We start from the raw sequence: 23106 nt of genomic DNA on the forward strand, positions 1-23106 counted from the left end.
ACTGAAGCCCCGCCAGTCCGGAATAATCCGGGCGGCGGGGCTGTTTGTTGCTACAGCGGTACACCCCGCGACCAACCGTGAGGAGGAATGACCGGGTGGGAACCCCCGAGAACATCGCAGCCGAACAGGCGTATGTGGACACGCTCTTTGCGCACCTCGACGCAGAGGTGACAGCGGCGCAGGAAAAGCTTGCCGCAGTGCAGCGCGACGTGGATCCAGACAACCCCGACTCGGATGCGCTCGTGCGGCGCGAGACCGAGTACCACGGACTTAACGCGAAACTCGACGCACTGAACATCGCCGAGGTGGGTCTCGTCTTCGGGCGTATCGATGTGGCTGACGACGAGGTGGAAAACCCAGTGCCCGGCCGCGAAGGCTTGGAGCGGCGCTACATCGGGCGAATGGGCATGGACGACCGCGAGGACAACTACCGCACCTTGCTCCTCGACTGGCGGGCCCCGCTCGCGCGCCCCTTCTACCTCGCCACCACCGCGCACCCAGAGGGTGTGGAGCAGCGGCGCAACATCCGCATGCGGGGGCGCACTGTCACCGCCGTGGATGATGAAGTACTCGCCGGGGAAGGCCTCGACGCGGAGGTCGAGCGCGGCAACGTCGGCTCCGAGGCAGCCCTGCGGCACGCGATGAACGCCGCCCGCACGGGACACATGCGCTCCATCGTGGAGACGATCCAACGCGAACAGGATGAGATCATCCGCGACCCCACCCGCGGCGTGATGGTGGTGCAGGGCGGGCCCGGCACTGGCAAGACCGCGGTCGCGCTGCACCGGGTGGCGTACCTTTTGTACACGTGGCGCGAGCAGCTTTCGCGTACCGGTGTGCTCATCATCGGGCCGAACCCCGCCTTTTTGGACTACATCTCGCGGGTGTTGCCGGAGCTGGGCGAGACCGGCGTGGTGCTTTCGACCATCGAGGATCTGGTGCCCGGCTTCCGCCCAACCGCCAGCGGTGAGTCGGCGGCAGCGCGCGAGGTGAAAGGCTCCGAGGAGATGGTCACCATCCTTAAGCGCGCCGTCCAGGCTTACGAGACGGTCCCTGCTGCTCCGGTGCCGCTGAAGATCGGCTCGGTCGACATCGCGGCGACCCCGACCATGGTCAAGGCGGCACGGACGCGTGCGCGCCGCTCCCGCAAGCCGCACAATCAGGCGCGCGAGTTCTTCGCGGAACACCTCACGCAGTCGCTCGCGGAGGCGCTCGCCGATCGCATCGGGCGCGACCCGCTCGGCGGCGAGAACCTCCTGTCCACCGCCGACGTGGACCAGCTCCACGACGATCTCGCTGAGGAGCAGCAGGTCATCGACTTGGTCAACGAGTACTTCCCCGAGCTCGACCCAGCCGAGGTACTCGAGGCCACGCTCACCGACCGCGCCCGCATCGAGACCGTCGCCGGCGACTACGATGCCTACACCCAGGATGCGCTTTACCGCGCGCCGAGCACAGGGTTTTATCCTTCAGACACCGCGCTTTACGACGAGCTGTCCGTCCTCATCGGCGTCACCGACCCCACCGAACAGAAGGCCAAGGAGGAGGCGCAGTGGCGACAGCTCGTGGAGGAAGCCGAGGACGCGCTCGACGTGTTGGCGTCCTCCGAGTCGACGGATAACGACGACGACCAGTTCGAGGCCGAGATCCTTTCCGCCGCCGACGTTATCGACGCCGAGACCCTGGCCAGCCGCCAGCGTGTCACCGACATTCGCTCCACGGCTCAGCGCGCCCGCGAGGACCACACCTGGGCCTACGGCCACGTCATCGTCGACGAAGCTCAAGAGCTCACACCGATGGAGTGGCGGATGGTCTTCCGCCGCTGCCCATCGAAGTGGATGACGCTGGTGGGCGATACCGCGCAGACCTCCTCCCCCGCCGGCAGCGACGACTGGGCCACAACCCTCGAGCCTTTCGTGGGCGAGCGCTTCCGCACCCATCAGCTGACGGTGAACTACCGGACCCCCGCCGAGGTGATGGAGTACGCCGACGAACTCCTCACCGAGATCGACCCCGAGGCAAGCTCATCGGTGGCGATCCGCGAGACCGGCGTCCCCGTGCGCCACCTGCCGGCAGGCACAGATCCGGCGGAGGTTGTTGGTTCACTGCAGGCCGATGGCAGGATGGTCGCCATCATCGACGCAGACAACGTTGCCCAGATGAAGGGGCTGGAGTTCGACCACGTCATCCTGGTTGATCCCCGCCGCATCATCGACGCCTCACCGCAGGGCCTGCAGGATCTCTACGTCGCCGCCACTCGCGCGACCCAGAGCCTAACGGTGATCGGCGAGCTTTAATCCCCCACCGCGCACAACAAAACCGGCCGTCTCTCTGCGAGAGGCGGCCGGTTTTGTGTGAACGTATTTACTTGACGGTGTGGACGATCATCACGTCACAGTCGGACTGGCGGGCCACATCTGCCGGCACGGAGCCGAGCAGGCGGCCGGTCAGCGAGTTGATGCCGCGGTTACCAACCACCAGCAGCTCAGCGTTGTTGTCGTTGACGATCGCCATGAGCGCCTCAACCGGGGTACCCGGGCGCGTCGCGGTCTGCACGTCCGAAACACCGAAGCTACGCGCGTGCTCAGCAGCTTCCTCCAGGTTCTTCAACGCCTGATCATCGCCCAGGATGGTTACCGAGTCCTGACGGAGCGCCTTGGAAGCGTCTTCCTCACTGCGGTAGTAGGCCGTGCCAATGACCAGCGTCGCGTCGAAGGCCGCGGCCATCTTTGCTGCACGCTCCACTGCAAGCAAGGAGGACTTAGATCCGTCAGAGCCGACGACGATGGTGTTGTAGTAATCAGCCATGGTGTAGTGGATGACCTTTCATCAAGTTGGGGAATCTTTACACATGATACTCCGGACCCGACCCTATTGGTTAGTCGTGTCCCTCTGCCCTGGTGTCCACCAGCATAACGTCTACTGGTGCCTTCTTCGCCACGTTCCCGGGGATGTTGCCGAAGAGCCTGCCCGCCAGCGAACGCATGCCCTTGTTGCCCACCACGAGCAGGTCGACCTCGTACTCCGCAACCGACTCGAGCAGCACGTTCGCCGGTTGGCCCGCCTTGGAAACCACGTTGATCCGCGGTGCCTGTTCCTCCTCTGCGATGGCGCGGGCGCGGGCGAGGATTTCCTGCGAGCCGGTCTCGGTGACGATGTCAATTTTGCTCAACTCCGCGTTAGTGGAGTTCAGCATCGAGCCGGAGGCCGTGTAGTGCGCGCAGATGACCGTCAGCTGTGCGTCGTAGACGCGGGCGAGGCTCGCTGCCGCGCGGACAGCGACGAGCGACGTCGGCGAGCCGTCGGTACCTACTGCGATCGAGTTATAGGAATGCATGGTGCGTCGATGCGCCTTTCTAGTCTTAGTTTCCTGTGTCTTTCATACCACGGAGTTCCTTTTTCAGGTCCGCGATCTCATCACGCAGGCGACCCGCCAGCTCGAACTTGAGCTCGCGGGCGGCGTCGCCCATTTGTTTCGTCAGGTCGTCGATAAGCGATTGCACCTCGTCAGAGGCCATAGTCGAGGTGTCCGGCTTGGCTACCACCGCCGCCTCGCCAGCGCCGGCGCTCTCGGCGTCGGCGTTCTCGTAGACCTGGTCCAAGATGTCGGCGATCTTCTTGCGCAGCGGCTGCGGGTCAATGCCGTGTTCCTTGTTGTAGGCGAGCTGCTTCTCGCGGCGGCGCTCGGTTTCGTCGATAGCCTGCTGCATCGACTCGGTGACCTGGTCGGCGTACATGATGACCTCGCCGGACACGTTGCGGGCGGCGCGGCCGATGGTCTGGATCAGCGACTTTGTCGAGCGGAGGAAGCCCTCCTTATCCGCATCCAGGATCGCCACGAGCGAGACCTCCGGCAGGTCGAGGCCCTCGCGCAACAGGTTAATGCCGACGAGCACGTCGAACTCGCCAAGACGCAGCTGGCGCAGCAGCTCAACGCGCTGCAGGGTGTCGATGTCGGAGTGCAGGTAGCGCACCTTGATGCCATGGTCGAGCAGGTAGTCGGTCAGGTCCTCGGCCATCCGCTTCGTCAGCGTGGTCACGAGCACGCGCTCCTGCTTCTCGACGCGCTTGCGTACCTCTTCGATGAGGTCGTCGATCTGTCCCTTCGTCGGCCTGACCGTCACCTTCGGATCCACCAGGCCGGTTGGGCGGATGACCTGCTCGACAAACTCGCCGTGCGCCGCCTCGAGCTCGTAGTCGCCCGGCGTAGCCGACATGTACACGGTCTGGCCCACGCGGGCCTCAAACTCGTCGAAGGTCAGGGGCCGATTATCGACGGCACTCGGCAGGCGAAACCCAAACTCCACCAGGTTGCGCTTGCGCGACATATCGCCCTCAAACATGCCGCCGATCTGGGGCACAGTGACGTGGGACTCGTCGATGATAGTGAGAAAGTCCTCTGGGAAATAGTCAATGAGCGTCGCCGGTGCGGAGCCGGGGCCGCGGCCGTCCATGTGCCGCGAATAGTTCTCAATGCCGGAGCAGAACCCGACCTGCTGGATCATCTCCAGGTCGTACTCGGTGCGCATGCGCAAGCGCTGTGCCTCGAGCAGCTTGCCCTTATTCTCCAGTTCCTCGAGCCGGTCCGCGAGCTCCTCCTTGATCGCCTCAATCGCCTTTTCCATGCGCTCGTCAGTGGCCACATAGTGGGTGGCCGGGAAGATGCGGACTTCGTCTTCCTGGCTGAGCACATCCCCGGTGAGCGGGTGGATGTAGTAGAGCTCGTCGACCTCGTCGCCGAAGAACTCCACACGCACCGCGACTTCCTCATAGGCGGGGATGATGTCCACGGTGTCGCCCTTGACGCGAAAGGTGCCGCGCTTGAAGTCGACGTCGTTGCGCTCGTACTGCACGTCGACAAGCAGCCGCAGGAAGCGATCACGTTCGACCTCCTCGCCCACGCGCAGCACAATGGAGCGATCCAGGTAGGACTGCGGGGTGCCAAGACCGTAGATACACGACACGGAGGAGACCACCACGACGTCGCGTCGTGAAAGCAGCGCCGAGGTCGCCGAGTGGCGCAGGCGCTCCACATCGTCATTAATCGACGAGTCCTTTTCAATGTACGTATCGGTCTGCGCGATGTACGCCTCTGGTTGGTAGTAGTCGTAGTAGGACACGAAGTACTCGACCGCGTTGTTAGGCAGCAGCTGGCGTAACTCGTTGGCGAGCTGCGCGGCAAGCGTCTTATTCGGGGCCATCACCAGAGTCGGGCGCTGCTGCTGCTCAATCAACCAGGCGGCGGTAGCGGACTTACCGGTACCGGTGGCACCCATGAGCACCACGTCTTCCTCCCCGCGGCGCAGCCTTTCGTCCAGCTCCGCAATCGCCGCGGGCTGATCGCCCGAAGGCTCGAACTCGGAGACCACCTCGAAGGGCTTCTCGCGCCGCTCGATCTCGCCGACGGGGCGGAATTCAGAGTGCGCCAGGACCGGGTGTTCTGCAGCAAAAGCCATGCCCACAACCATACGCGTTGCCCCCGAAAGGGGCGAAGTTGCGATAGTTTTTTACACTAAGCATCAAACGGTTGCGACTTCTGCCAGGAATTCATACGGTTGTCATCATGACTAGTGCTCAGCCACGCAACGCTGCACGCGCTGCTATCGCCGCAGCCGGCCTTCGCCACCGCGACGTCGCCGCGCACTTGGGCATCGACGCAAGCAAGCTGTCCAAGTCGCTCTCCGGCGTCCGCCGCTTCAGCGCGACTGAGCTTGCCCAGTTGGCCGCGCTCACCGGAGTCGACGCGCAGTCCCTCGCCACGGTCAGCGAGCCGGGTACGTCCACACGCGATCGTGCACGACAGACCCGCAAGCGCGCTATTGTCGCCGCCGCATGGCCGCTGTTTACCCAGCGCGGTTACCAGGCGGTCACCGTCGCCGATATCGCCACGGCCGCCGGCCTGTCCCCCTCAGCGGTCCACTACTACTTCCCTAGCAAAAACGAGATCTTCCTCGCCACGCTCGACGAGTGCTCCCGCCAAGGTGCGCAGCGCCGCGCACGCGCCCACACCCTCGCCACGCCGGCCGAGCGCCTGAGCGCCCTCTTTGCCATTCAGCTCGACGGCTCGCCGGAGTCCCGCCAGGAGTGGGCGACCTGGGCACAGTTCTGGTCCTCCTCCGCCGCTTTTGCCGACGCCCAGCAGGCCACTGAGATCGCCTATGCACGCTGGCAGCAGGAATTGCTGCCGATTGTCGAGGAAGGCATGGCCAGCGGCGAGTTTGTGTCCGGCGACCCGCAGGTCATGATCGCCTCGCTGACCGCGCTTATCGACGGGCTCGGAGTCCGGTTGCTCGCAGGCGCTCTCGACCCGCTGAGCATCCGCGAAATCTTCAGCGCGAGTGTGCGCGGGTGGATGGCCAGCAGCGACAGCGGCGGGCCGCCAATTGCCTCAACCCCCTCTGCTGGAAACGACCAAGACGAAAGAACGGTGTAGCACATGTTGCAACTCAGCCGCAGGCAGCTCCTGCGCGCCACGGTGATGGGAGGGGCGACGCTAGCGCTCGCGTCGTGTTCGACCGCCCCCGTGGAGGAAATCGATACCTCCGGTCCCCCGCGCAAGGGCGGCACGCTGCGCATCGGGCTCGTCGGTGGCTCCTCCACCGACACGATCGACGCGCACGTGCCCACCAGCACCAGTGACGCCGCCCGCGTGATTAACTTGTACGACGCACTGGCGCGCCGCGACGACGACTACAACCTGGAATACCTCCTTGCCGAGGCCATCGAGCCGAACGACAACGCGACGGAGTGGACCATCACGCTGCGCGAGGGCGTGCAGTTTTCCGACGGCCGCCCGGTCCGGCCTGAGGACGTCATGTTCTCCTATAACCGCATCCGCGACCCCGAGGACCCGAAGTCCGGTGCCGCCTCAATCGCCCATCTCGCGGACATGGAGGTGCTCGACGAGCGTCGGCTCCTGCTGCGCCTTTCTGAGCCAGACGCCGCGCTGGTGGACTCGCTCGCCGAGTACCAGATGGGCATCGTGCCGGAGGACTACGACCCGAAGCACCCGATCGGTGCCGGTGCGTTCAAGCTCAAGGACTTTACTGCGGGCCAGTCAACCACCTTGGAACGCAACGAAAACTACTGGGCCGGGCCAGCCCACCTGGACAAGGTGCGCATCATCGACTTCCAGGAAGAAGACGCGATGCTCAACGCGCTGCTGTCATCCCAAGTCGACGCGATCGGCAGCCTGAACCACGCGCTCGCGCGCGTCATCGAGTCCGACCCGCGCCTGGACACGCTGGTGTCCGAGACCGGCATGTGGCTGCCGCTAACCATGCGCGTCGATGTCGAGCCCTTCGACGACCTCCGCGTACGTCAGGCGATGCGGCTTGCCGTCAACCGTCAGCAGATGGTCGACCAGGTCTACTCCGGCGAAGGACAGCTGGGCAACGACATGTTCGCGCGGTACGACGACGCGTACCCTGCGGCCTTCCCGCAGCGCGAGCAGGACGTGGAGAAGGCGAAGGCGCTACTCGCCGAGGCCGGCTACCCGGACGGCATCGAGGTCGACCTTGTTACCTCCGAGATCCAATCCGGCGCGGTGCGCGCGGCCCAAGTCTTCGCCGAGCAGGCAAGCCAGGCCGGAATCAGGGTCAACATCAAGCAGGTTGATGCCTCGACCTTCTACGCCTCGGGCAACTACTTGGAGTACCCGTTTGCGCAGTCGTTCTGGTACACCCGCAACTTCCTGCAGCAGGTCAACCAGTGCGCGACCGCGGACTCGCCGTTCAACGAGACGCACTGGGTGCGCGAGGATTTCACCGACCGGGTGTATGAGGCGCGCGCGATCGTCGATAAGCAACAGCGCGAGGCGCGCATCCGCGAGCTGCAGCAAGAGCTTTACGACGAGGGCGGGTACATCATCTGGGGCTTTGCCAACCAGATCGACGCCTACCACAACTACATCGTCGGCCTCACCCCTCACCCGAGCGGTGTGCCGCTTTCACACGCTAACTTCCACCAAATCTGGATTGCGGAGGCATAACAGCAATGGGGAAATTTATTCTGCGACGACTCGCGGTGAGTATCTTCATCCTCATCGCGGTGTCCATCATCATCTTTTGCGCCACGCTTTTGCTGCCGGGCTCGCCCGCAACTGCGATCCTCGGCCAGCAGGCCACGCCCGAGCGCATCGCCGCGCTCGAGGCGGAAATGAACCTGGACAAGCCCCCGATCCAGCGCTACTTCCTATGGCTGGGCGGCCTGTTTACTGGCGATCTGGGCACGTCTACCTCGACGGGCGGCCCGGTCGTGGAGCTGCTCGGAGAGCCGCTGGCCAACTCGCTCGTGCTCATGCTGCTCGCCGCGCTGGTGTCGATCCCAGTGGGCATCCTCGTGGGCATTTACGCGGCCTGGTGGCGCGGCTACAAGCGTGACCAGGCGATCACCTGGGTCACGCTGATCCTTGCGGCCATGCCGGAGTTTGTCATCGGTATCGCGCTGATCACCATCTTTGCCACCTCTGTCTTCCAGGTCCTGCCCGCGGTGACGATGTCCCCGCCCGGCAGCCACGTGTGGGAGTTCCCCGCGCAGCTGATCCTGCCGACGCTCACGCTCGCGCTGGTGGTCAGCCCCTACATCGCACGCATGACGCGCGCGACGATGGTGGAAACCCTGGACTCTGGCTACGTCGAGATGGCGCGGTTGAAGGGCGTGCCCGAGCGCCGCGTGATCTTCCGCCACGCGCTGCCGCACGCCGTCGGCCCGATCGCGCAGGTCGTAGCGATCCAGCTCGCGTGGCTCGCCGGCGGCATCGTGGTCGTCGAGTACCTCTTTAGGTACCCGGGCCTAGGTGTCGCGCTGATCGACGCCGTCAACTACCGCGACGTCCAAGTCGTACAAGCTGTGTCCCTCCTGATCGCCGTGGTCTACGTCGTGGTGAACCTCATCGCCGACATCGTGAGCATCATGGCCAACCCGAAGCTGAGGAGCAACTGATGACAACGCCTCACACCACCCCGGAATCCACCGTGTCCCCGGACGATGAGCTGAAGGTCTCCTTGTCCAAACCGGCCCCCGTGCTCGCCCGCATTTGGGCCCAGCCGGAAGGCAAGGTAGGCCTTGTGCTGACCAGCCTGATCGTCATCTGCACGGTGATCGGATACCTCTTCGCCGAGCAGATCACCGGCTACTCCACCACCGAGTTCCTCGGCCTACCCTTTACCAATGAGGGCACCTTCGGCACGGACAACCTGGGCCGTTCCGTGTTCTCCCGCTTCATCGCCGGCGGCCTGGTGCTGCTGGTTACGGCCTTCCTCGCCACCGCACTCGGCATGATCGTGGGCACTATCATCGGTATGGTCGCGGGCTACACCGGCGGCTGGGTCGATTCGGTGCTCATGCGGCTTAACGACGTCATCCTCGCCTTCCCACAGCTCATCTTCGCCATGTTGGCGATCGTGATCTTCGGGCCGTCGGCAACCGTGCTAGTGCTGGTCATCGGGCTCACCCACGCGCCGCGCATCGCGCGCGTGGCACGCGCCTCGACCATGTCAGTCACCAACGAGGACTACATCCGCGCCGCCCAGATGTACTCCATGCCGCACAGCCGCATCCTCACCCGCGAGATCCTGCCGAACATCACCGGCCCGCTCGCCGTCGAGGCCGGGCTGCGCCTGACCTACTCCATCGGCTCAATCGCCTCGCTGTCCTTCCTGGGCCTGGGCATCCAGCCGCCGGCCGCGGACTGGGGCCTGATGATCAACGAGAACCGCATCGCGCTCTCGCTGCAGCCCTGGGGCGTGCTTCTGCCGGTGCTGGCGATTGCGCTTTTGACGATCGGCACCAACATGCTTGCCGACGCCACCGCACGCGCCACCGCGTCCACCGCAATGCCCGCCAAGCCGACCGCGGAGGAGTTAGAGGCTGCCCGCCAGCCGAAGAACGAACCGATCCGCCACACCGAGGAGGCCTAACCCCATGTCGACCGCTATTACCCCCTCCGCTGAGGTCGTGCTCGAGGTCCGCGACCTGCGCATCCGCGCCAACGACGGCACCGAGATCCTCCACGGCATCGACTTCGAGCTGCACCGCGGCGAGATCGTCGGCCTGGTCGGCGAGTCCGGCTCGGGCAAGACCACCGCCGGGCTCGCAGCCCTTGGCCACTGCCGCTCGGGGCTCTCGCTTACCGACGGCACGATCACCCTCCACACCCGTAACAACGACAACATTGACGTGCTGAGCCTCAACGAGGATGAACTGCGCAACATGCGCGGGTCCCGTGTCGCCTACGTCCCCCAGGACCCGGCGCTCAGTCTGAATCCCGCCATGCGCATCGGCGAGCAAATCCGCGAGGTCCTCGACGAGCACAACTACGACGGCGACAAACTCGCCCGCATCCGCGAGGTCATGCGCGACGTGGACCTGCCGGACACGGACGAGTACCTCGCCCGCTGGCCGCACCAGCTCTCGGGCGGGCAGCAGCAGCGCGTGGGCATCGCGATGGCCTTTGCCCTGCACCCGGACGTGCTCATTCTCGACGAGCCCACCACCGGCCTCGACGTCTCCACCCAGGCGCACGTGCTGGAAACCATCCGCGAGATGACGCAGCGCCACAGCGTCGCCTCACTCTACATCACCCACGACCTAGCCGTAGTCGCGGAACTGGTCGACCGCGTGATCGTGATGCTGCGCGGCGACATCGTGGAAGTCGGCACTGCCCACGAGGTGCTTTACTCTCCCCTGCATCGCTACACCAAGAAGCTCCTGGCCTCCATCCCCGACCTGGAGGGCAAGAAGAACATCGCCGAGCTCCAAGACGTCGCGCCCGCCGAACGCAGCGAGACTCCGCTCCTCGAGGTGCGCAACCTCGAGATGTCCTATGGCGACAACAAGGTCCTCCACGGCATCAACCTCGAGCTCGAAGAAGGCGAGTCAACCCTGTTGCTCGGCGAATCCGGCTCCGGCAAAACTACGCTTGCCCGCTCGATCGCGGGGCTGAACCCGGGCTACACCGGTTCCGTCCGCTTCCGCGGCGAGGAACTCGAGCACAGCAGCCGCGAGCGCACGCTGGATCAGCGCCAGGGTGTGCAGTACATCTTCCAGTCCCCGTTTTCCTCGCTCAACCCGCGGCGCACCATCGGTGAGTCGCTGAGCGTGCCGATGGAGATGTCGAAGCGCCTACCCCGCGCCAAGCAGCGCGAGGTGGTCCACGAGGTCCTCGAGGCGGTCCAGCTGGATCCCAGCTTCTACGACCGCCGCCCCGGCGACCTCTCCGGCGGCGAGCGCCAGCGCGCCGCGATCGGGCGCGCGTTGGTCAACGCACCTTCCGTGCTGGTGTGCGACGAGATCACCTCCGCGCTCGACGTCTCGGTGCAGGCCTCGATCCTGCGCCTGCTGGCCAAGCTGCGCCGCGAGCGCGGCCTGTCCATGCTCTTCGTCACCCACAACATTGCGCTGGCCCGCCACGTGGCCACCCGCATCGCGGTGCTGAACAAGGGCGTGATCGTCGATTATGGGCCGGTGGACGAGGTGCTGCACAACCCGCAGCACGACTACACCAAACACCTGCTGGCGGACATCCCTTCGCTGTAGGGACTCGCTAGGCTGAGGGAGTGTAACTATCCCCTGTTCAAGGAAGCGTGACACCGTGTCCGAAACCCTGCGTACCGTCGATGTGCACTCCCTTTCCGCTCACCCTGCCACCGCTGATCTGAAGCCGCTGCCGCTTCCCCCGCTCGAGCAGACACTTGCGCAGTACGCCACCGCCCTCTCCGCGGTACTCGATGACGACGAGCGCGCCCACGCCTCCCGGGTAATCGAGGACTTCTCACAGAGCAAGGGCCCGCTTCTCGACGCCACCCTGCGCGACCGCGCCACCACACGCGAGCACGAGGGCACGAACTGGCTGCACGACGAGTGGTACGAGGGCTACCTCGCCGTCCGCGGCCCGCTCCAGTTGAGCACGAACGTCGGCTTCCAGCTCGCTCCTTTGGGCGGCGAGGCCGCCGGGTCGCAGCGCGCCGCCGCGGCCATCCAGCGCATCGCCACCGTCCACCTGCAGGCGGCCAGCGACGCGCTGCCGGCGGACGTGGACGCGCGCGGTAACCGCATCACGCTCAACCAGTGGTTCGTGTTCAACGGTGGGCTGCGCCACCCGCGCCCGGAGGTCGACGAGGTCGCGATCTGCACGAAGTCGGCCGCGCACCGTGAGATCGGCGTCTTCGTCGACGGCCGCCTGTTCGCCCTCCCCATCAGCGACGCCGAGGGCAACATCACCCCGCGTGAGTATCTCGCCGCGAACCTGGACACGGTGCTGGCCGCCGCGCGCACCTCGTCGCCCGACCAGGCGGACTTCAACGCAGCCGCACTCTCCGGCGATGTATCGGAACTCACGGAGCTCATCGAGCACAACCCGCGCACCTACCAGCGCCTCGCCGACCTACTGTTCACCGTCGACCTGATCAACGCTGCAGGGCGCGACGACGCCGCATTGCTTGCCGACCTCGCGTTCCGTCCCCGCGGCGCGTGGGTGTACAAGCCGCTGAGCTACCAGCTCGGCCTCGACAGCGACTGGACCGCCGTCCACGTCGAGCACACCTGCCAGGACGGCGGCACCCTCGTCACCGCGGTTTCGCGCATGCAAGACGCCCAGGTCCAGGAATCCAGCACCCTCAGCAAACACGCTGCCGAGGAGCTGCGCTGGGACCTCGACCACACCCCAAACACGCCGGCCACTCCCTACACGGTCGAGCTGCACACCATAGACATCCCGCCTACCGACCTGCCCTTCAAGTTCAGCCGTGACGCGAGCGCCCAGCTGACCATGACGATCGCGCAGCAGCTGACCTACGGCCGCGTCCGCGCCGTCTACGAGGCGGTAGACATGCGCGAATACCGCGCCGGGCGCACCGAGTGCCTACGCGCGCTGACCCCGGAGGCTGCCGCGTTCGCACGCGCCCTCGTCGCTGGCACCGCAACCCGCGAGCAACTCGTCGCCGCGGCCGACGCGCACCGCGGATGGGTGAAGCGCTGCAAGTCCGGCAACGGCATCGACCGCCATATCCAAATGCTCGAGCATCTCGACGCCCATGAGACCGACGCCTTCTTCCGCGATCCCGTTGTCACTGCCGCGCGCAAGGACTTCTTGTCCACCACCTCCGTCGGCAGCGCCAGCCAGATCGTGCGCTACGCCTTTGCGCCGACGCTGCCGGAGGGCTTCGGCATCGCCTACACCCCGCACGCGACGGCCACCGAATACTGTGTGTCCTACAACACGGATACCGCGGAGAAGCCGCAGGAGTTTTTGGCTAACCTCGCGCGCGCTTCCGAGTTGCTTTGGCAGTTCTGTGGCGAGCTCGACGGCTAACGCCGGTGGCGTACCGGGTGGCGGCGAGCCACTGATCCAGCTCGCCCGCCTCCTGCCACTGCTCGTACAGGTCTGAATCGCGGGCGGTCAGCAGCTCCCTGACCTGCCTTTTCAGCCAAATACGGTCGTGGAAGGAGAACTCGAAGGCGAGCGCCTCCTCGAACTCGTCGGAGGGCAGATGGCCGTTCATCACCGCCACGAGCGCGACGACGACTTCTGCCTGCGCGGATTCCAGAGGCAGCTCGCCGCAATCGAAGCGGAACCGATCCATCTTGAAAGAGCCGTCCGCGAGTGCGCGCACGGCATCAAGCGCGTGGTCATTATCAAACGGCCCATAGTTCCACGTACCCATGGGGAAAGAATCTAAGCCAGCGAAGTTTCCCAGGGTTGTCGCCTAGGCAAACAATGGTTAAACACCAAGCAATATGTTGGTGATCTTCGCGGTCAGCGCCTCCACCTGCCGTTCCAGATCGGCGAGCGTGCCGTTGTTGTCCAGGATCTCGTCCGCGGCAGCGCGACGCTGCGCGTTTGGGATCTGACGCTCGATTCGGTTCCGCGCATCATCCTCAGAGAGCCCGCGGTGCGCCACAAGGCGGCGCACCCGCTCATCGGCGTCCACGTCCACCACGACTGTCATGTCCATGTCTTTGTTCATGCCGAGCTCGATGAGCAAGGGCATGTCGTAGACAGCGGCCTTCTCGCCTGCCCGCTCGAGCTGACTGAAGCGTCGCGCCGATTCCGCACGAATCGCCGGGTGCGTGATCGCGTTGAGCTTCTGCGTCTGCTCTTCGGAGACGAACGCGCGGGCGGCCAGCCCCGCCCGGTCGAGCGCCCCATCCGAGCCGATGAGGTCCGCGCCGAACACCGCGGCGACGTCATCCAGCACGGGAGAGCCCGGTTCCATGATGTCCCGGGCGATCTGGTCGGCGTCGACAACTGGCAAGTCGTGGGCGCGCAGCATCTCGGCGACCGTCGATTTGCCGCTGCCGATGCCGCCGGTAAGTCCGATCATGTACATAAAGGCGATGATAGAACACAAAGGGCCCGCGCCGGACGTCGGTAAGCGACGCCGGCGCGGGCCGATACTCAAGCGAGTTTAGTTGCCGGTGAGCTTGTCGCGCAGTGCGGCGAGCTGCTCATCGGAAGCCAGGGAGCCCATGGACGACTCTGCCGGCTCGGCTGCCGGAGCTGCAGCGCTGGAGTCGGAAGAGTAGTTTGCCTGGTCTGCTGCCTGGTCCGCGGCCTCGGCAGCTGCGGCGCGGTGACGCTCGACCTGTGCGGCGTGTGCCTGGTGGCGACGCTCTGCCTCGGCGTAGCGTGCCTCCCACTCCTGGCGAGCCTCGTCGTAGCCTTCCATCCACTCGTTGGTCTCCGGGTCGAAGCCCTCCGGGAAGATGTAGTTGCCCTGCTCGTCGTAGGAGTCGGCCATGCCGTAGCGGGACGGATCGAACTCCTCGGTGAAGTCCTCGTCAGCCTGCTTGAGCGACAGGGAGATGCGACGACGGTCCAGGTCGATGTCGATGACCTTGACCATGACCTCTTCGCCGACGTTGACAACCTGGTCCGGCACCTCGACGTGGCGCTGGGCCAGCTCGGAGATGTGGACGAGGCCCTCGATGCCTTCCTCGACGCGCACGAACGCACCGAACGGGACGAGCTTGGTGACCTTGCCCGGCACAATCTGGCCCACAGCGTGGGTGCGGGCGAAGACGCGCCACGGATCCTCCTGAGTCGCCTTCAGCGACAGGGAGACGCGCTCGCGGTCCAGATCGACGTCGAGCACCTCGACGGTGACCTCGTCGCCAACGGTGACAACCTCGGACGGGTGGTCAATGTGCTTCCAGGACAGCTCGGACACGTGGACCAGGCCGTCGACACCGCCGAGATCGACGAAAGCGCCGAAGTTGACGATGGAGGACACGACACCCTTGCGTACCTGGCCCTTCTGCAGCTGGTGCAGGAAGTCGGAGCGAACCGCGGACTGGGTCTCCTCCAGGTACGCGCGGCGGGACAGGACGACGTTGTTGCGGTGCTTGTCCAGCTCGATGATCTTCGCCTCGAGCTCCTGGCCGATGTACGGCTCCAGGTCGCGGACGCGGCGCATTTCAACCAGGGATGCCGGCAGGAAGCCGCGCAGCCCGATGTCCAGGATGAGGCCACCCTTGACGACCTCGATGACCGTACCGGTAACCGGCTGGTCGTTGTTCTGCAGCTCCTCGATGGTGCCCCAAGCACGCTCGTACTGAGCACGCTTCTTGGACAGGATGAGGCGGCCTTCCTTGTCCTCCTTGGTCAGGACAAGCGCGTCAATCTCATCGCCGACCTCGACCACTTCGTCCGGGTCGACGTCGTGCTTGATGGACAGCTCGCGGGTCGGGATGACACCTTCGGTCTTGTACCCGATGTCAAGCAGAACCTCGTCGTGGTCAACCTTGACCACCTTGCCGCTGACGATGTCACCATCATTGAAGTACTTGATGGTGGCGTCGACTGCAGCGAGAAATTCCTCAGGGCCACCGATGTCGTTGATGGCTACCTGCGGTGCGTTAGTAGTGCGCATAAGTGTATGTGCTCCGAATTGAATAGGAGATCGTGATTGGACAGGGGCGCATCTCTCACACCTTGGGCATGTTTGACTCCAGGGTGGATCTCGCGCGAGGATCGACCCGAGCCCTCCTATTACGGCTGGTGTCGCCCCGATACTGCGATACGCCCCAAACACACTACTGCCTGCCACCTGCGCGAGCAAATCATATATGCACGTCACCGCCCTTTCCCCGACCCCGAAAGGCCCTATGAGCTTAAGCCCCACCGCCTCGCAAGCCAACCGCCGTTTTTGGGACGCGGACGCGCAGCGCTACCACGCCGATCACACTGAGTATTTGTCCAGCTTCTACTGGTGCCCGGAAATGCTGCACGAGGCCGACGCGCGCTTGCTCGGCGACGTCACCGGCACCTCCATCCTCGAAATCGGCTGCGGCTCCGCCGCCTGCACCGAATGGCTCACGAGTCAAGGCGCGCGCCTTGTTACCGGCTTCGACATCTCCGCCGGCATGCTCGCCCGCGCCGCGGACGGCCTCGCGCTCACCCAGGCCGACGTGCTCGCAATCCCCTACCGGGATAACGCCTTCGACACCGTCTTCTCCGCCTTCGGTGCGCTGCCCTTCGTTGCCGAGCTCGACGTCGCGCTCGCTGAGATCCGCCGCGTCCTGCGCCCAGGCGGCCGCTTCGTCTTCAGCGTCACCCACCCAATGCGCTGGGTCTTCCCCGACGACCCAGACATTTTCACCGCCGCCATCAGCTACTTTGACCGCGCCTACGAGGAGCGCGACAGCAGCGGCGCACTCACCTACGCGGAGTACCACCGCACCTTCGGCGACTGGGTGCACGCGCTGCGCACCGCGGGCTTTTCGCTTCTCGACGTCACCGAGCCCACCTGGCCCACCGACCTCACCACCACCTGGGGCCAGTGGTCACCCGCGCGTGGCGCGCTCTTTCCAGGCACCGCGATCTTCTCCACGCGCGCGGCATAGCCTTTCCCCCGGATAGGGTAAGCAGAAGGTTGGCGAACATAGTCGCTATTTTATGCCGTACGCTTCGGCCGTTTCGCCCATCCGGCAGCGCCGCAGGTCACAGGAATCCCACATTGTGAAATCTGCCGAAAAATATAAAACATCACTCATAGCTGAATGACCAATAACGGTCCGCTGGCAGCAGGCTCTGAAGCTGTTAAAGTCACCCTTGGTTTTCGGAACGGCCCAGCGGAACCACACCGGAAACCTCTTCCCCAGCAGGGGGGCATTGAAAAATGAAGAGGGAAGAAACCCGAGGTATTGGGGGATACCTCACCACTGGGGGGACCGGGGGGCATAGCTCTTCTTGGGGGCGAGGAGCTATGGACGGAGACGGGCGCGGGGGTGTACTGCCCTTGCAAGGGCTATGCACGCCCCGCGCCCGCCGGTGACGAGGTAAGAAGCTCGTGCCCTTTTAGTGCGCAGCCTCGTTCCAGTTCTTACCCGTGCCGGCGGAGACCTCCAGCGGGACGCGCAGCGTGATCGCCTGGTCCATTTCGCGCTCCACAATCTCGCGCACCGCGTCGAGCTCGCCATCGGCGATCTCCACGACGAGTTCGTCATGGACCTGCAGCAGCACGCGCGAGTCGTAGCCTTCAAGTGCGTGGTCGACGCGCACCATCGCCACCTTAATAATGTCGGCGGCCGTGCCCTGGATCGGCGCGTTCAGCGCCGCGCGCTCGGCGTTCTCGCGCGCGACCCGGTTGTCGCTATTGAGCTCCGGCAGATAGCGACGCCTGCCAAACACCGTCGAGGTGTACCCGTCCCGACGCGCCTGCTCGACCACCTCGTCGAGGTAGCGTTTGACCCCGCCGAAGCGCTCGAAGTAGCTCTCCATAATCTGCTTCGCCTCACCGGGGGTAATGCCCAGCTGGTTCGACAGCCCGTAGGCTGAGAGCCCGTAGACCAGGCCGTAGCTCATCGCCTTCACGCGGCGGCGCAGCTCCGGGGTGACCTCGTCGATCGGCACGTCGAACACGCGCGAGCCGACGAAGTTGTGCAGGTCCTCCCCCGCCTTGTACGCCTCGATGAGGCCCTCATCACGAGAGAGGTGCGCCATCACGCGCATCTCGATCTGCGAATAGTCGGCGGTCAGCAGGCAGTCGTAGCCTTGGCCCACGGTGAACGCGGAGCGGATCTCGCGCCCCGCGTCGGTGCGCACCGGGATGTTCTGCAGGTTCGGGTCCGCAGAGCTTAGGCGTCCAGTCGAGGCGACAGTCTGTTTAAAGGTGGTGTGGATCCGCCCGTCGTCGTGGATCGCCTTGATGAGGCCCTCGATGGTGGACTTCATCTTCTGGTACTCGCGGTGCAGCAGCAGGTAGTCGAGGAATTCGTGCGGATGCCTCTCCGCGAGCGATTCGATCTCGGCGGCGGCCGTCGAATACCCGGTCTTCGTCTTCTTCGTCTTCGGCAGCGCGAGCTTGTCAAAGAGCACCACCGAGAGCTGCTTCGGGCTGGACAGGTTGAGGTCGGGCTCGTCGACAAGCGCGCGGGCTTTCTCCTCGACCTGCGTGACCTTGTCGGCGAAGTCCTTGCGCTGCGCCTCGAGCACGTCGCGGTCGACGGCGATGCCGGTGTGCTCCATCTCGGCCAGGATCGTCACCAGTGGCACTTCGAGGTCGGCGTAGAGCTCGTACTCGTCGATCTCGCGCAGTTGCGCGGTGAGTGCTTCGGCGAGTTCGAGGACGGCCGCGGCGGCGTCGATAAGCGAAGTGTCGGCGAGCAAGCTCAGCTGGTCGCCGCCGATCGTGAGCTGGCGCTGCAGGTGTCGCTGGTAGACGTCCTCCAGCTCGTAGGTGCGCTGCCCGGGCCGCAGCAGGTAGGCGGCGATCGCCATGTCGTGCGCGATGCCGCGCAGCGTGATCTCGCGCCCGCGCAGCATGTGGTAGGCCGCCTTCGCGTCGTGGCAATACTTCGGGTCCTCCGACTCCAGCCACGCCTTGAGCGCCGCGTCCTCGGCCGGGGAAAGGTCGGCGGTGTCGCGCTGGATGCCGCGCCGCTGCTTATCGACGATCCCCAAACCCGTCACATCTCCACCCGCCGGCACCGCCGTACCGGACAGGTAGAGTGCCAGGCCCTCGCCGCGGCGCGCCTTCAGCCAGGTGTCGAGCGGCTCTTCGGAAACCTCCACCTCCGGCAGCTCCACCGGCGGCTGAGCGCTGGCGTCCTCGCCGTCGGTGGGCACGGCGGCGAGCACGCGCTCGCGCAGGTTCGCGCCGAACTGCAGGTCGTCGAAGTCCTTGGATACCTCGCTCACGTCGGCGGTCTTGAGCTCCAAGTCCTCCGGGCCGACGGGCAGCTCGACGTCGGTGACCATCTGGGTCAGCTCCCGGTTGAGCTGGACCTGCTCGATGCGCTCGCGGAAGTTGTTGCCGGCCACGCCCTTGATCTCGTCGGCATGCGCGATCAGCTCTTTCAGCGAGCCGTATTGCACGATCCACTTCGTCGCCGTCTTCTCCCCCACCTTCGGCACGCTCGGCAGGTTATCCGAAGGGTCCCCGCGCAGCGCTGCGTAATCCGGGTACTGCTCTGGGGTGAGCCCGTACTTGCGCTCCACCTCCTCCGGGGTAAACCGGGTGAGCGTCGAGACGCCGCGGGTTGGGTAGAGGACGGTGGTGGTGGCGTCGACAAGCTGCAGGTAGTCGCGGTCGCCGGTGACGATGACGATCTCGAAGTCCCCGCGCGCCTGGGTCACCAGCGTGGCGACGATGTCGTCGGCCTCGAAGTTTTCCTTCGACAGGGTCACGATGCCCAGGCTGTGCAGCACGTCCTCGATGATCGGCACCTGGCCCTTAAACTCCGGCGGTGCCGATTCGCGCTGCGCCTTGTACTCCGGGAAGCGCTCCGTGCGGAAGGTTTTGCGGCCCACGTCGAAGGCCACCGCGACGTGCGTCGGTGCCTCCTCGGCGAGGATGTTGGCAAACATGGAGAGGAAGCCGTAGACCGCGTTCGTGTGCTGGCCGCCCGTGGTGGAGAAGTTCTCCGCGGGCAGTGCGTAGAAGGCGCGGAAGGCCATGGAGTGTCCGTCGATGAGCAGAAGGCGTTTTTGATCAGTCACGGTGCCCCAGTCTAGCCGCCGCCCGTGGCCGGCAATTTCCGGATCGGCGCGCAGATGGGTTAAGCTTTCCCGCGAGCCCCAGTAGCCCAATTGGCAGAGGCAACGGATTCAAAACCCGTCCAGTGTGAGTTCGAGTCTCACCTGGGGCACGCTTCGCCCCGTTTCAACGCGGGGCTTTTTCGCGCTGTAGCTGTAGCTACTCGGTGAGCTCGAAGTCCACCAGCTCGCCTTCTCGTCCGTTGATGACCACGCTGAGCGCCTGCGTGCCCGGATAGTAGGTGCGCGTACTCGCCACGCGAAACGGGTGCGACTTGGTCACCACACGGGTTTCACCCGGCTCAAGCGTGAATTTGCCGAGGCGGAACACGCTCGGCTTCCTCGCACCGTTCTTCTTCAAAAAATGCACGCGGTACTCGGCGAGCACGTTGACGGCGGCATCGCTTGTGTTGGTGAGCGTCGCTGAAAGGGTGGCCTTCTCCCCGATGGCCACGGCACTGGGGAATTCGGGGCGGGAGGTGGTGAGTGCGGTAGGCGTCGAGAAGCCAACAAGCTCCAAGGCCTCGCTATGGCCTCGCTTGATCAGCCCGCGCAGCCCCCGTTCCACCACCCACGCAGCGTGCGGCGTGCCGCTGTCAGCCCAGCGCGCGGCGGTGGCGAGCGCGAGCTCAGGGTGCGTGCGCCCGATGTCGTTGAGGTTGTTTGCGACGGATTTGCGCACGAACAGCGAAGCGTCGTCGTAAAGCCGATCCAAGACCGGAATGATCGGCGAGGGGTCCTCCACAAACGGCGTGTGCACCTTCGCCCAGGGCAGGCGCTGGCGGATGCCCTCGGAAGCGAGGCGGCGCACGTTGTGGCTGTCCGAGCCAGCCCACCCATGCACCCGCGCCAAGGTGCGCTCCGGATAGCGCTCCAAGTAGGGACGCACCGCCCACTCGCCAGTAAAAGCCCGCGTGAGCGCCTCGATCGCATCCAAAGAAACGTCCGGCTCATCCACCCCGTACAGCTCAATGAAACGGCTGACCGGCCACAGGTGGAATGCATGGTTGAAGTAGCCCTCCCCCTCCGCAAGCTCGGGCCCAAGCTTATCGACGATCCCGCCAACCACCCCCGCGTAATCCCCCACAAGCCGCTGCTGAAGCCCCTGCGCAAAGACGGTGACGCGGTCCGAAATCTCTAGACCTTCGACGCGCGGCGCGACCCACGCGGCGTACTCCTCGCCGTCAATGTCAAGTTGGGCACCGAGTTTTCTCGCTGTGTCCTCGTTGAAATAGTCCTTCATTTTGGGGGCCATGGCTGTGCACTCTACCTTGCGCGGGAGCGCTCGTGCACGACCCGAATGTGCGTCTCAGCTGGGGCACACCCTTGGTGCCACCTCACCGCCGGGCTTTTTCGCGCTTGCAATTTCCATAGCTTGTATATATATTCCCCCTATGGATAACGACCCTCAGAAACAACTGGCCAACGACCTCGTGTGGGCCAGCAGCCGCTTCGCGCGGACCGCGTACCAGGCCACCCCAGTCCAACTCTCCTACGTCTCGCTGCGCGCGATGGCCGCGATTAACCGCGAACCGGGCCTCAGAGTCGGCGAACTCGCACGTCGTGAGGGTATCACACAACCGTCAATGAGTCAGGCAATAAAGAAGCTTGTCGACGAAAACTTCATCACCCGCCACCCCTCCCCCGAAGACGCACGCGCCACCGACCTCATGATCACCGACAAGGGCCGCGACATCCTCCTGCAGTACCGCGCCGACTCCGCCGCACAGATCGTGCCGGTGCTCGAGTCGCTTGACGACGAAGACGTCGCCTGCCTCAAGCGCGCCGCCGAACTCCTCCAGCACATCACCGAGGAGCTGTCCACCAACCGCTAACGACCCCCAAAGGAGGCCACACCCTTGCACAACGAAGAACCGCACTCCATCCTGAACCAGCCCGTCGCCGTCTGGGCCCTTGCCTTTGCCTGCGCCGTGTCGTTCATGGGTATCGGGCTCGTCGACCCGATCCTGCCGGCGATTAGCCGGGAGCTGCACGCGTCGCCGACGCAGACGATGCTGCTGTTTACCAGCTACCTGCTGATTACGGCGCTCGCGATGTTCTTCAGTGCGTTCATCTCCTCCCGAATTGGGGTCAAGGTCACGCTCTTGATCGGGCTCGCGCTGATCGTCGTCTTCTCCTTCCTCTCCGGCGCGGCGTGCTCGGTGGACGCGATCATCGGCTTCCGCGCGGGCTGGGGCCTGGGCAACGCACTGTTTATCTCAACCGCTCTCGCCGCGATCGTCGGCGCGGCAGCCGGCAGCGCCGGGCAGGCGATCATCCTGTACGAGGCCGCTATGGGCGTCGGCCTCGCCGTCGGCCCGCTTGCCGGCGGCCTGCTTGGCGAGATCTCCTGGCGCGCCCCCTTCTACGGCACAGCCGCCCTCATGGCCATCGGGTTTATCGCTATCGCCACACTGCTCCACTCGCGCTCGCATACGCCTGAGCCGGTCGACTTCACGGCAGGGCTGACCGCCCTCAAAGAGCCCGCGCTGCTCACACTTGGGCTCGTGGCCTTCTTCTACAACTTCGGCTTCTTCACCCTGCTCGCCTACTCCCCCTACCCCATCGACGCGGCGGCCGCTGCGGCCGGGAAAGACTTCGGCGCGATCGAGCTAGGCTTTGTCTTCTTCGGCTGGGGGCTCACGCTCGCGGTCTCTTCCGTCTTCCTCGCGCCCCGCCTCGTGCAAGGACTCGGGCTGTTCCCGGTGCTGATCGTCATTCTGGGCGGCTTCGGCATCCTGCTGGCCGCGCTCGGCTTCGCCGCAGAACACCTCACCGCCATCATCGTGCTGGTGATTCTCGCGGGTCTGTTTATCGGCGTGTTTAACACCGTGCTTACCGAGGCCGTCATGGAGGCCACCCACCTGCCGCGCAACGTCGCCTCGTCAACCTACTCCGGCTTGCGCTTCCTGGGTGGCGCGCTCGCCCCCGCCGTTTCCGGCCCGCTTGCCACGGCCCGCGGGGCTGGGATGCCCTACTGGTTCGGCGCAGCCAGTCTGGGCATCTCGCTGCTCATCCTCTTCGGCGGCAAGCGCCACCTGGGTCGGATTGTTTAGGGCATGCCTGTGGCGCGCCAGGCTTGCTGGCGCGCAGGCGTTGCGTGCAGGTTTAGTCGGGTGGTTTGCGGT

At 65.0% G+C, this 23106-nt stretch carries 18 protein-coding genes and 1 tRNA gene; 11 read left to right on the top strand and 8 right to left on the bottom strand.

Annotated features, from left to right (window positions below; translation table 11 throughout):
* The first annotated feature begins 95 nt into the window (after nucleotides 1-95).
* Nucleotides 96-2297: a HelD family protein gene (locus tag HMPREF2550_RS09825; RefSeq protein ID WP_246819802.1), complete on the top strand. Its 2202-nt coding sequence runs from the start codon at nucleotides 96-98 to the stop codon at nucleotides 2295-2297.
* Nucleotides 2298-2364: 67 nt separating this feature from the next.
* Here HMPREF2550_RS09825 and HMPREF2550_RS09830 read toward each other — a convergent pair whose 3' ends face one another.
* The 3 genes from HMPREF2550_RS09830 to uvrB all read right to left on the bottom strand — a co-directional run bounded on the left by HMPREF2550_RS09830 (nucleotide 2365) and on the right by uvrB (nucleotide 5456).
* Nucleotides 2365-2808 (bottom strand): universal stress protein, encoded by a 444-nt coding sequence (locus HMPREF2550_RS09830; protein ID WP_038590374.1) that lies wholly within the window; start codon nucleotides 2806-2808, stop codon nucleotides 2365-2367.
* Nucleotides 2809-2878: 70 nt separating this feature from the next.
* Entirely contained in the window at nucleotides 2879-3337 is a 459-nt protein-coding gene (locus HMPREF2550_RS09835; protein ID WP_038590371.1) for a universal stress protein, read from the bottom strand.
* Nucleotides 3338-3362: 25 nt separating this feature from the next.
* On the bottom strand, nucleotides 3363-5456 hold the full coding sequence (gene uvrB / locus HMPREF2550_RS09840) for an excinuclease ABC subunit UvrB (RefSeq protein ID WP_070790889.1): 2094 nt from the start codon (nucleotides 5454-5456) through the stop codon (nucleotides 3363-3365).
* Between the two features lie 107 nt (nucleotides 5457-5563).
* Here uvrB and HMPREF2550_RS09845 point away from each other — a divergent pair, with 107 nt between their 5' ends.
* From HMPREF2550_RS09845 to HMPREF2550_RS09870, 6 genes are read left to right on the top strand one after another with little or no spacing between them, the layout of a single operon-like run.
* Nucleotides 5564-6433, top strand: a complete 870-nt coding sequence (locus HMPREF2550_RS09845; RefSeq protein ID WP_070790890.1) for a TetR family transcriptional regulator C-terminal domain-containing protein — start codon at nucleotides 5564-5566, stop codon at nucleotides 6431-6433.
* 3 nt (nucleotides 6434-6436) lie between these two features.
* Entirely contained in the window at nucleotides 6437-7990 is a 1554-nt protein-coding gene (locus HMPREF2550_RS09850) for an ABC transporter substrate-binding protein (protein WP_070790891.1), read from the top strand.
* Nucleotides 7991-7995: 5 nt separating this feature from the next.
* The gene (locus HMPREF2550_RS09855) at nucleotides 7996-8943 is read left to right on the top strand and encodes an ABC transporter permease (protein ID WP_070790892.1); all 948 of its coding nucleotides are present in this window, start codon (nucleotides 7996-7998) and stop codon (nucleotides 8941-8943) included.
* Nucleotides 8943-9920, top strand: coding sequence for an ABC transporter permease (locus tag HMPREF2550_RS09860; protein WP_070790893.1), 978 nt, complete (start codon nucleotides 8943-8945; stop codon nucleotides 9918-9920). The genes HMPREF2550_RS09855 and HMPREF2550_RS09860 overlap by 1 nt, the downstream gene beginning before the upstream one ends.
* A 4-nt stretch (nucleotides 9921-9924) precedes the next feature.
* On the top strand, nucleotides 9925-11538 hold the full coding sequence (locus HMPREF2550_RS09865) for an ABC transporter ATP-binding protein (RefSeq protein WP_070790894.1): 1614 nt from the start codon (nucleotides 9925-9927) through the stop codon (nucleotides 11536-11538).
* Nucleotides 11539-11593: 55 nt separating this feature from the next.
* On the top strand, nucleotides 11594-13312 hold the full coding sequence (locus HMPREF2550_RS09870) for a choline/carnitine O-acyltransferase (RefSeq protein ID WP_168167707.1): 1719 nt from the start codon (nucleotides 11594-11596) through the stop codon (nucleotides 13310-13312).
* On the opposite strand, the gene HMPREF2550_RS09875 is transcribed toward HMPREF2550_RS09870, so the two are convergent.
* The 3 genes from HMPREF2550_RS09875 to rpsA all read right to left on the bottom strand — a co-directional run bounded on the left by HMPREF2550_RS09875 (nucleotide 13254) and on the right by rpsA (nucleotide 15872).
* Nucleotides 13254-13664 carry a DUF4259 domain-containing protein gene (locus HMPREF2550_RS09875; protein WP_070790895.1) on the bottom strand — a complete coding sequence of 137 codons (411 nt, stop codon included), beginning with the start codon at nucleotides 13662-13664 and terminating at the stop codon, nucleotides 13254-13256. The genes HMPREF2550_RS09870 and HMPREF2550_RS09875 overlap by 59 nt on opposite strands.
* 57 nt (nucleotides 13665-13721) lie before the next feature.
* Nucleotides 13722-14330 (bottom strand): dephospho-CoA kinase, encoded by a 609-nt coding sequence (gene coaE / locus HMPREF2550_RS09880; protein ID WP_070790896.1) that lies wholly within the window; start codon nucleotides 14328-14330, stop codon nucleotides 13722-13724.
* A 78-nt stretch (nucleotides 14331-14408) separates the two neighbouring features.
* Nucleotides 14409-15872: a 30S ribosomal protein S1 gene (gene rpsA, locus HMPREF2550_RS09885; RefSeq protein WP_070790897.1), complete on the bottom strand. Its 1464-nt coding sequence runs from the start codon at nucleotides 15870-15872 to the stop codon at nucleotides 14409-14411.
* Between the two features lie 235 nt (nucleotides 15873-16107).
* Here rpsA and HMPREF2550_RS09890 point away from each other — a divergent pair, with 235 nt between their 5' ends.
* Nucleotides 16108-16845, top strand: a complete 738-nt coding sequence (locus tag HMPREF2550_RS09890) for a class I SAM-dependent methyltransferase (RefSeq protein ID WP_070791129.1) — start codon at nucleotides 16108-16110, stop codon at nucleotides 16843-16845.
* A 454-nt stretch (nucleotides 16846-17299) separates the two neighbouring features.
* Here HMPREF2550_RS09890 and polA read toward each other — a convergent pair whose 3' ends face one another.
* Entirely contained in the window at nucleotides 17300-19900 is a 2601-nt protein-coding gene (polA, locus tag HMPREF2550_RS09895) for a DNA polymerase I (protein WP_070790898.1), read from the bottom strand.
* 117 nt (nucleotides 19901-20017) lie between these two features.
* On the opposite strand from polA, the gene HMPREF2550_RS09900 reads away from it, so the two are divergent.
* A tRNA-Leu gene (locus tag HMPREF2550_RS09900) sits at nucleotides 20018-20091 on the top strand.
* Nucleotides 20092-20138: 47 nt separating this feature from the next.
* Here the strand turns inward: HMPREF2550_RS09900 and HMPREF2550_RS09905 are convergent.
* The gene (locus HMPREF2550_RS09905; protein ID WP_070790899.1) at nucleotides 20139-21233 is read right to left on the bottom strand and encodes a DNA alkylation repair protein; all 1095 of its coding nucleotides are present in this window, start codon (nucleotides 21231-21233) and stop codon (nucleotides 20139-20141) included.
* A gap of 139 nt (nucleotides 21234-21372) precedes the next feature.
* Between HMPREF2550_RS09905 and HMPREF2550_RS09910 the strand changes: the two genes are divergently transcribed.
* Together HMPREF2550_RS09910 and HMPREF2550_RS09915 are read left to right on the top strand one after the other, a co-directional pair.
* Entirely contained in the window at nucleotides 21373-21813 is a 441-nt protein-coding gene (locus HMPREF2550_RS09910) for a MarR family winged helix-turn-helix transcriptional regulator (RefSeq protein ID WP_070790900.1), read from the top strand.
* A 24-nt stretch (nucleotides 21814-21837) separates the two neighbouring features.
* Entirely contained in the window at nucleotides 21838-23034 is a 1197-nt protein-coding gene (locus HMPREF2550_RS09915; protein WP_210400227.1) for an MFS transporter, read from the top strand.
* Nucleotides 23035-23106: the final 72 nt, after the last annotated feature.

The organism is Corynebacterium sp. HMSC074A01, assembly GCF_001831515.1.
GTDB lineage: Bacteria > Actinomycetota > Actinomycetes > Mycobacteriales > Mycobacteriaceae > Corynebacterium.

Bases quoted from the DNA above. Each gene is read 5' to 3' on its own strand.
- HMPREF2550_RS09830 (WP_038590374.1), bottom strand. From the start codon at position 2,808: ATGGCTGATTACTACAACACCATCGTCGTCGGCTCTGACGGATCTAAG.
- HMPREF2550_RS09835 (WP_038590371.1), bottom strand. From the start codon at position 3,337: ATGCATTCCTATAACTCGATCGCAGTAGGTACCGACGGCTCGCCGACG.
- uvrB (WP_070790889.1), bottom strand. From the start codon at position 5,456: ATGGCTTTTGCTGCAGAACACCCGGTCCTGGCGCACTCTGAATTCCGC.
- HMPREF2550_RS09845 (WP_070790890.1), top strand. From the start codon at position 5,564: ATGACTAGTGCTCAGCCACGCAACGCTGCACGCGCTGCTATCGCCGCA.
- HMPREF2550_RS09850 (WP_070790891.1), top strand. From the start codon at position 6,437: ATGTTGCAACTCAGCCGCAGGCAGCTCCTGCGCGCCACGGTGATGGGA.
- HMPREF2550_RS09855 (WP_070790892.1), top strand. From the start codon at position 7,996: ATGGGGAAATTTATTCTGCGACGACTCGCGGTGAGTATCTTCATCCTC.
- HMPREF2550_RS09860 (WP_070790893.1), top strand. From the start codon at position 8,943: ATGACAACGCCTCACACCACCCCGGAATCCACCGTGTCCCCGGACGAT.
- HMPREF2550_RS09865 (WP_070790894.1), top strand. From the start codon at position 9,925: ATGTCGACCGCTATTACCCCCTCCGCTGAGGTCGTGCTCGAGGTCCGC.
- HMPREF2550_RS09875 (WP_070790895.1), bottom strand. From the start codon at position 13,664: ATGGGTACGTGGAACTATGGGCCGTTTGATAATGACCACGCGCTTGAT.
- coaE (WP_070790896.1), bottom strand. From the start codon at position 14,330: ATGTACATGATCGGACTTACCGGCGGCATCGGCAGCGGCAAATCGACG.
- rpsA (WP_070790897.1), bottom strand. From the start codon at position 15,872: ATGCGCACTACTAACGCACCGCAGGTAGCCATCAACGACATCGGTGGC.
- HMPREF2550_RS09890 (WP_070791129.1), top strand. From the start codon at position 16,108: ATGAGCTTAAGCCCCACCGCCTCGCAAGCCAACCGCCGTTTTTGGGAC.
- polA (WP_070790898.1), bottom strand. From the start codon at position 19,900: ATGGCCTTCCGCGCCTTCTACGCACTGCCCGCGGAGAACTTCTCCACC.
- HMPREF2550_RS09905 (WP_070790899.1), bottom strand. From the start codon at position 21,233: ATGGCCCCCAAAATGAAGGACTATTTCAACGAGGACACAGCGAGAAAA.
- HMPREF2550_RS09910 (WP_070790900.1), top strand. From the start codon at position 21,373: ATGGATAACGACCCTCAGAAACAACTGGCCAACGACCTCGTGTGGGCC.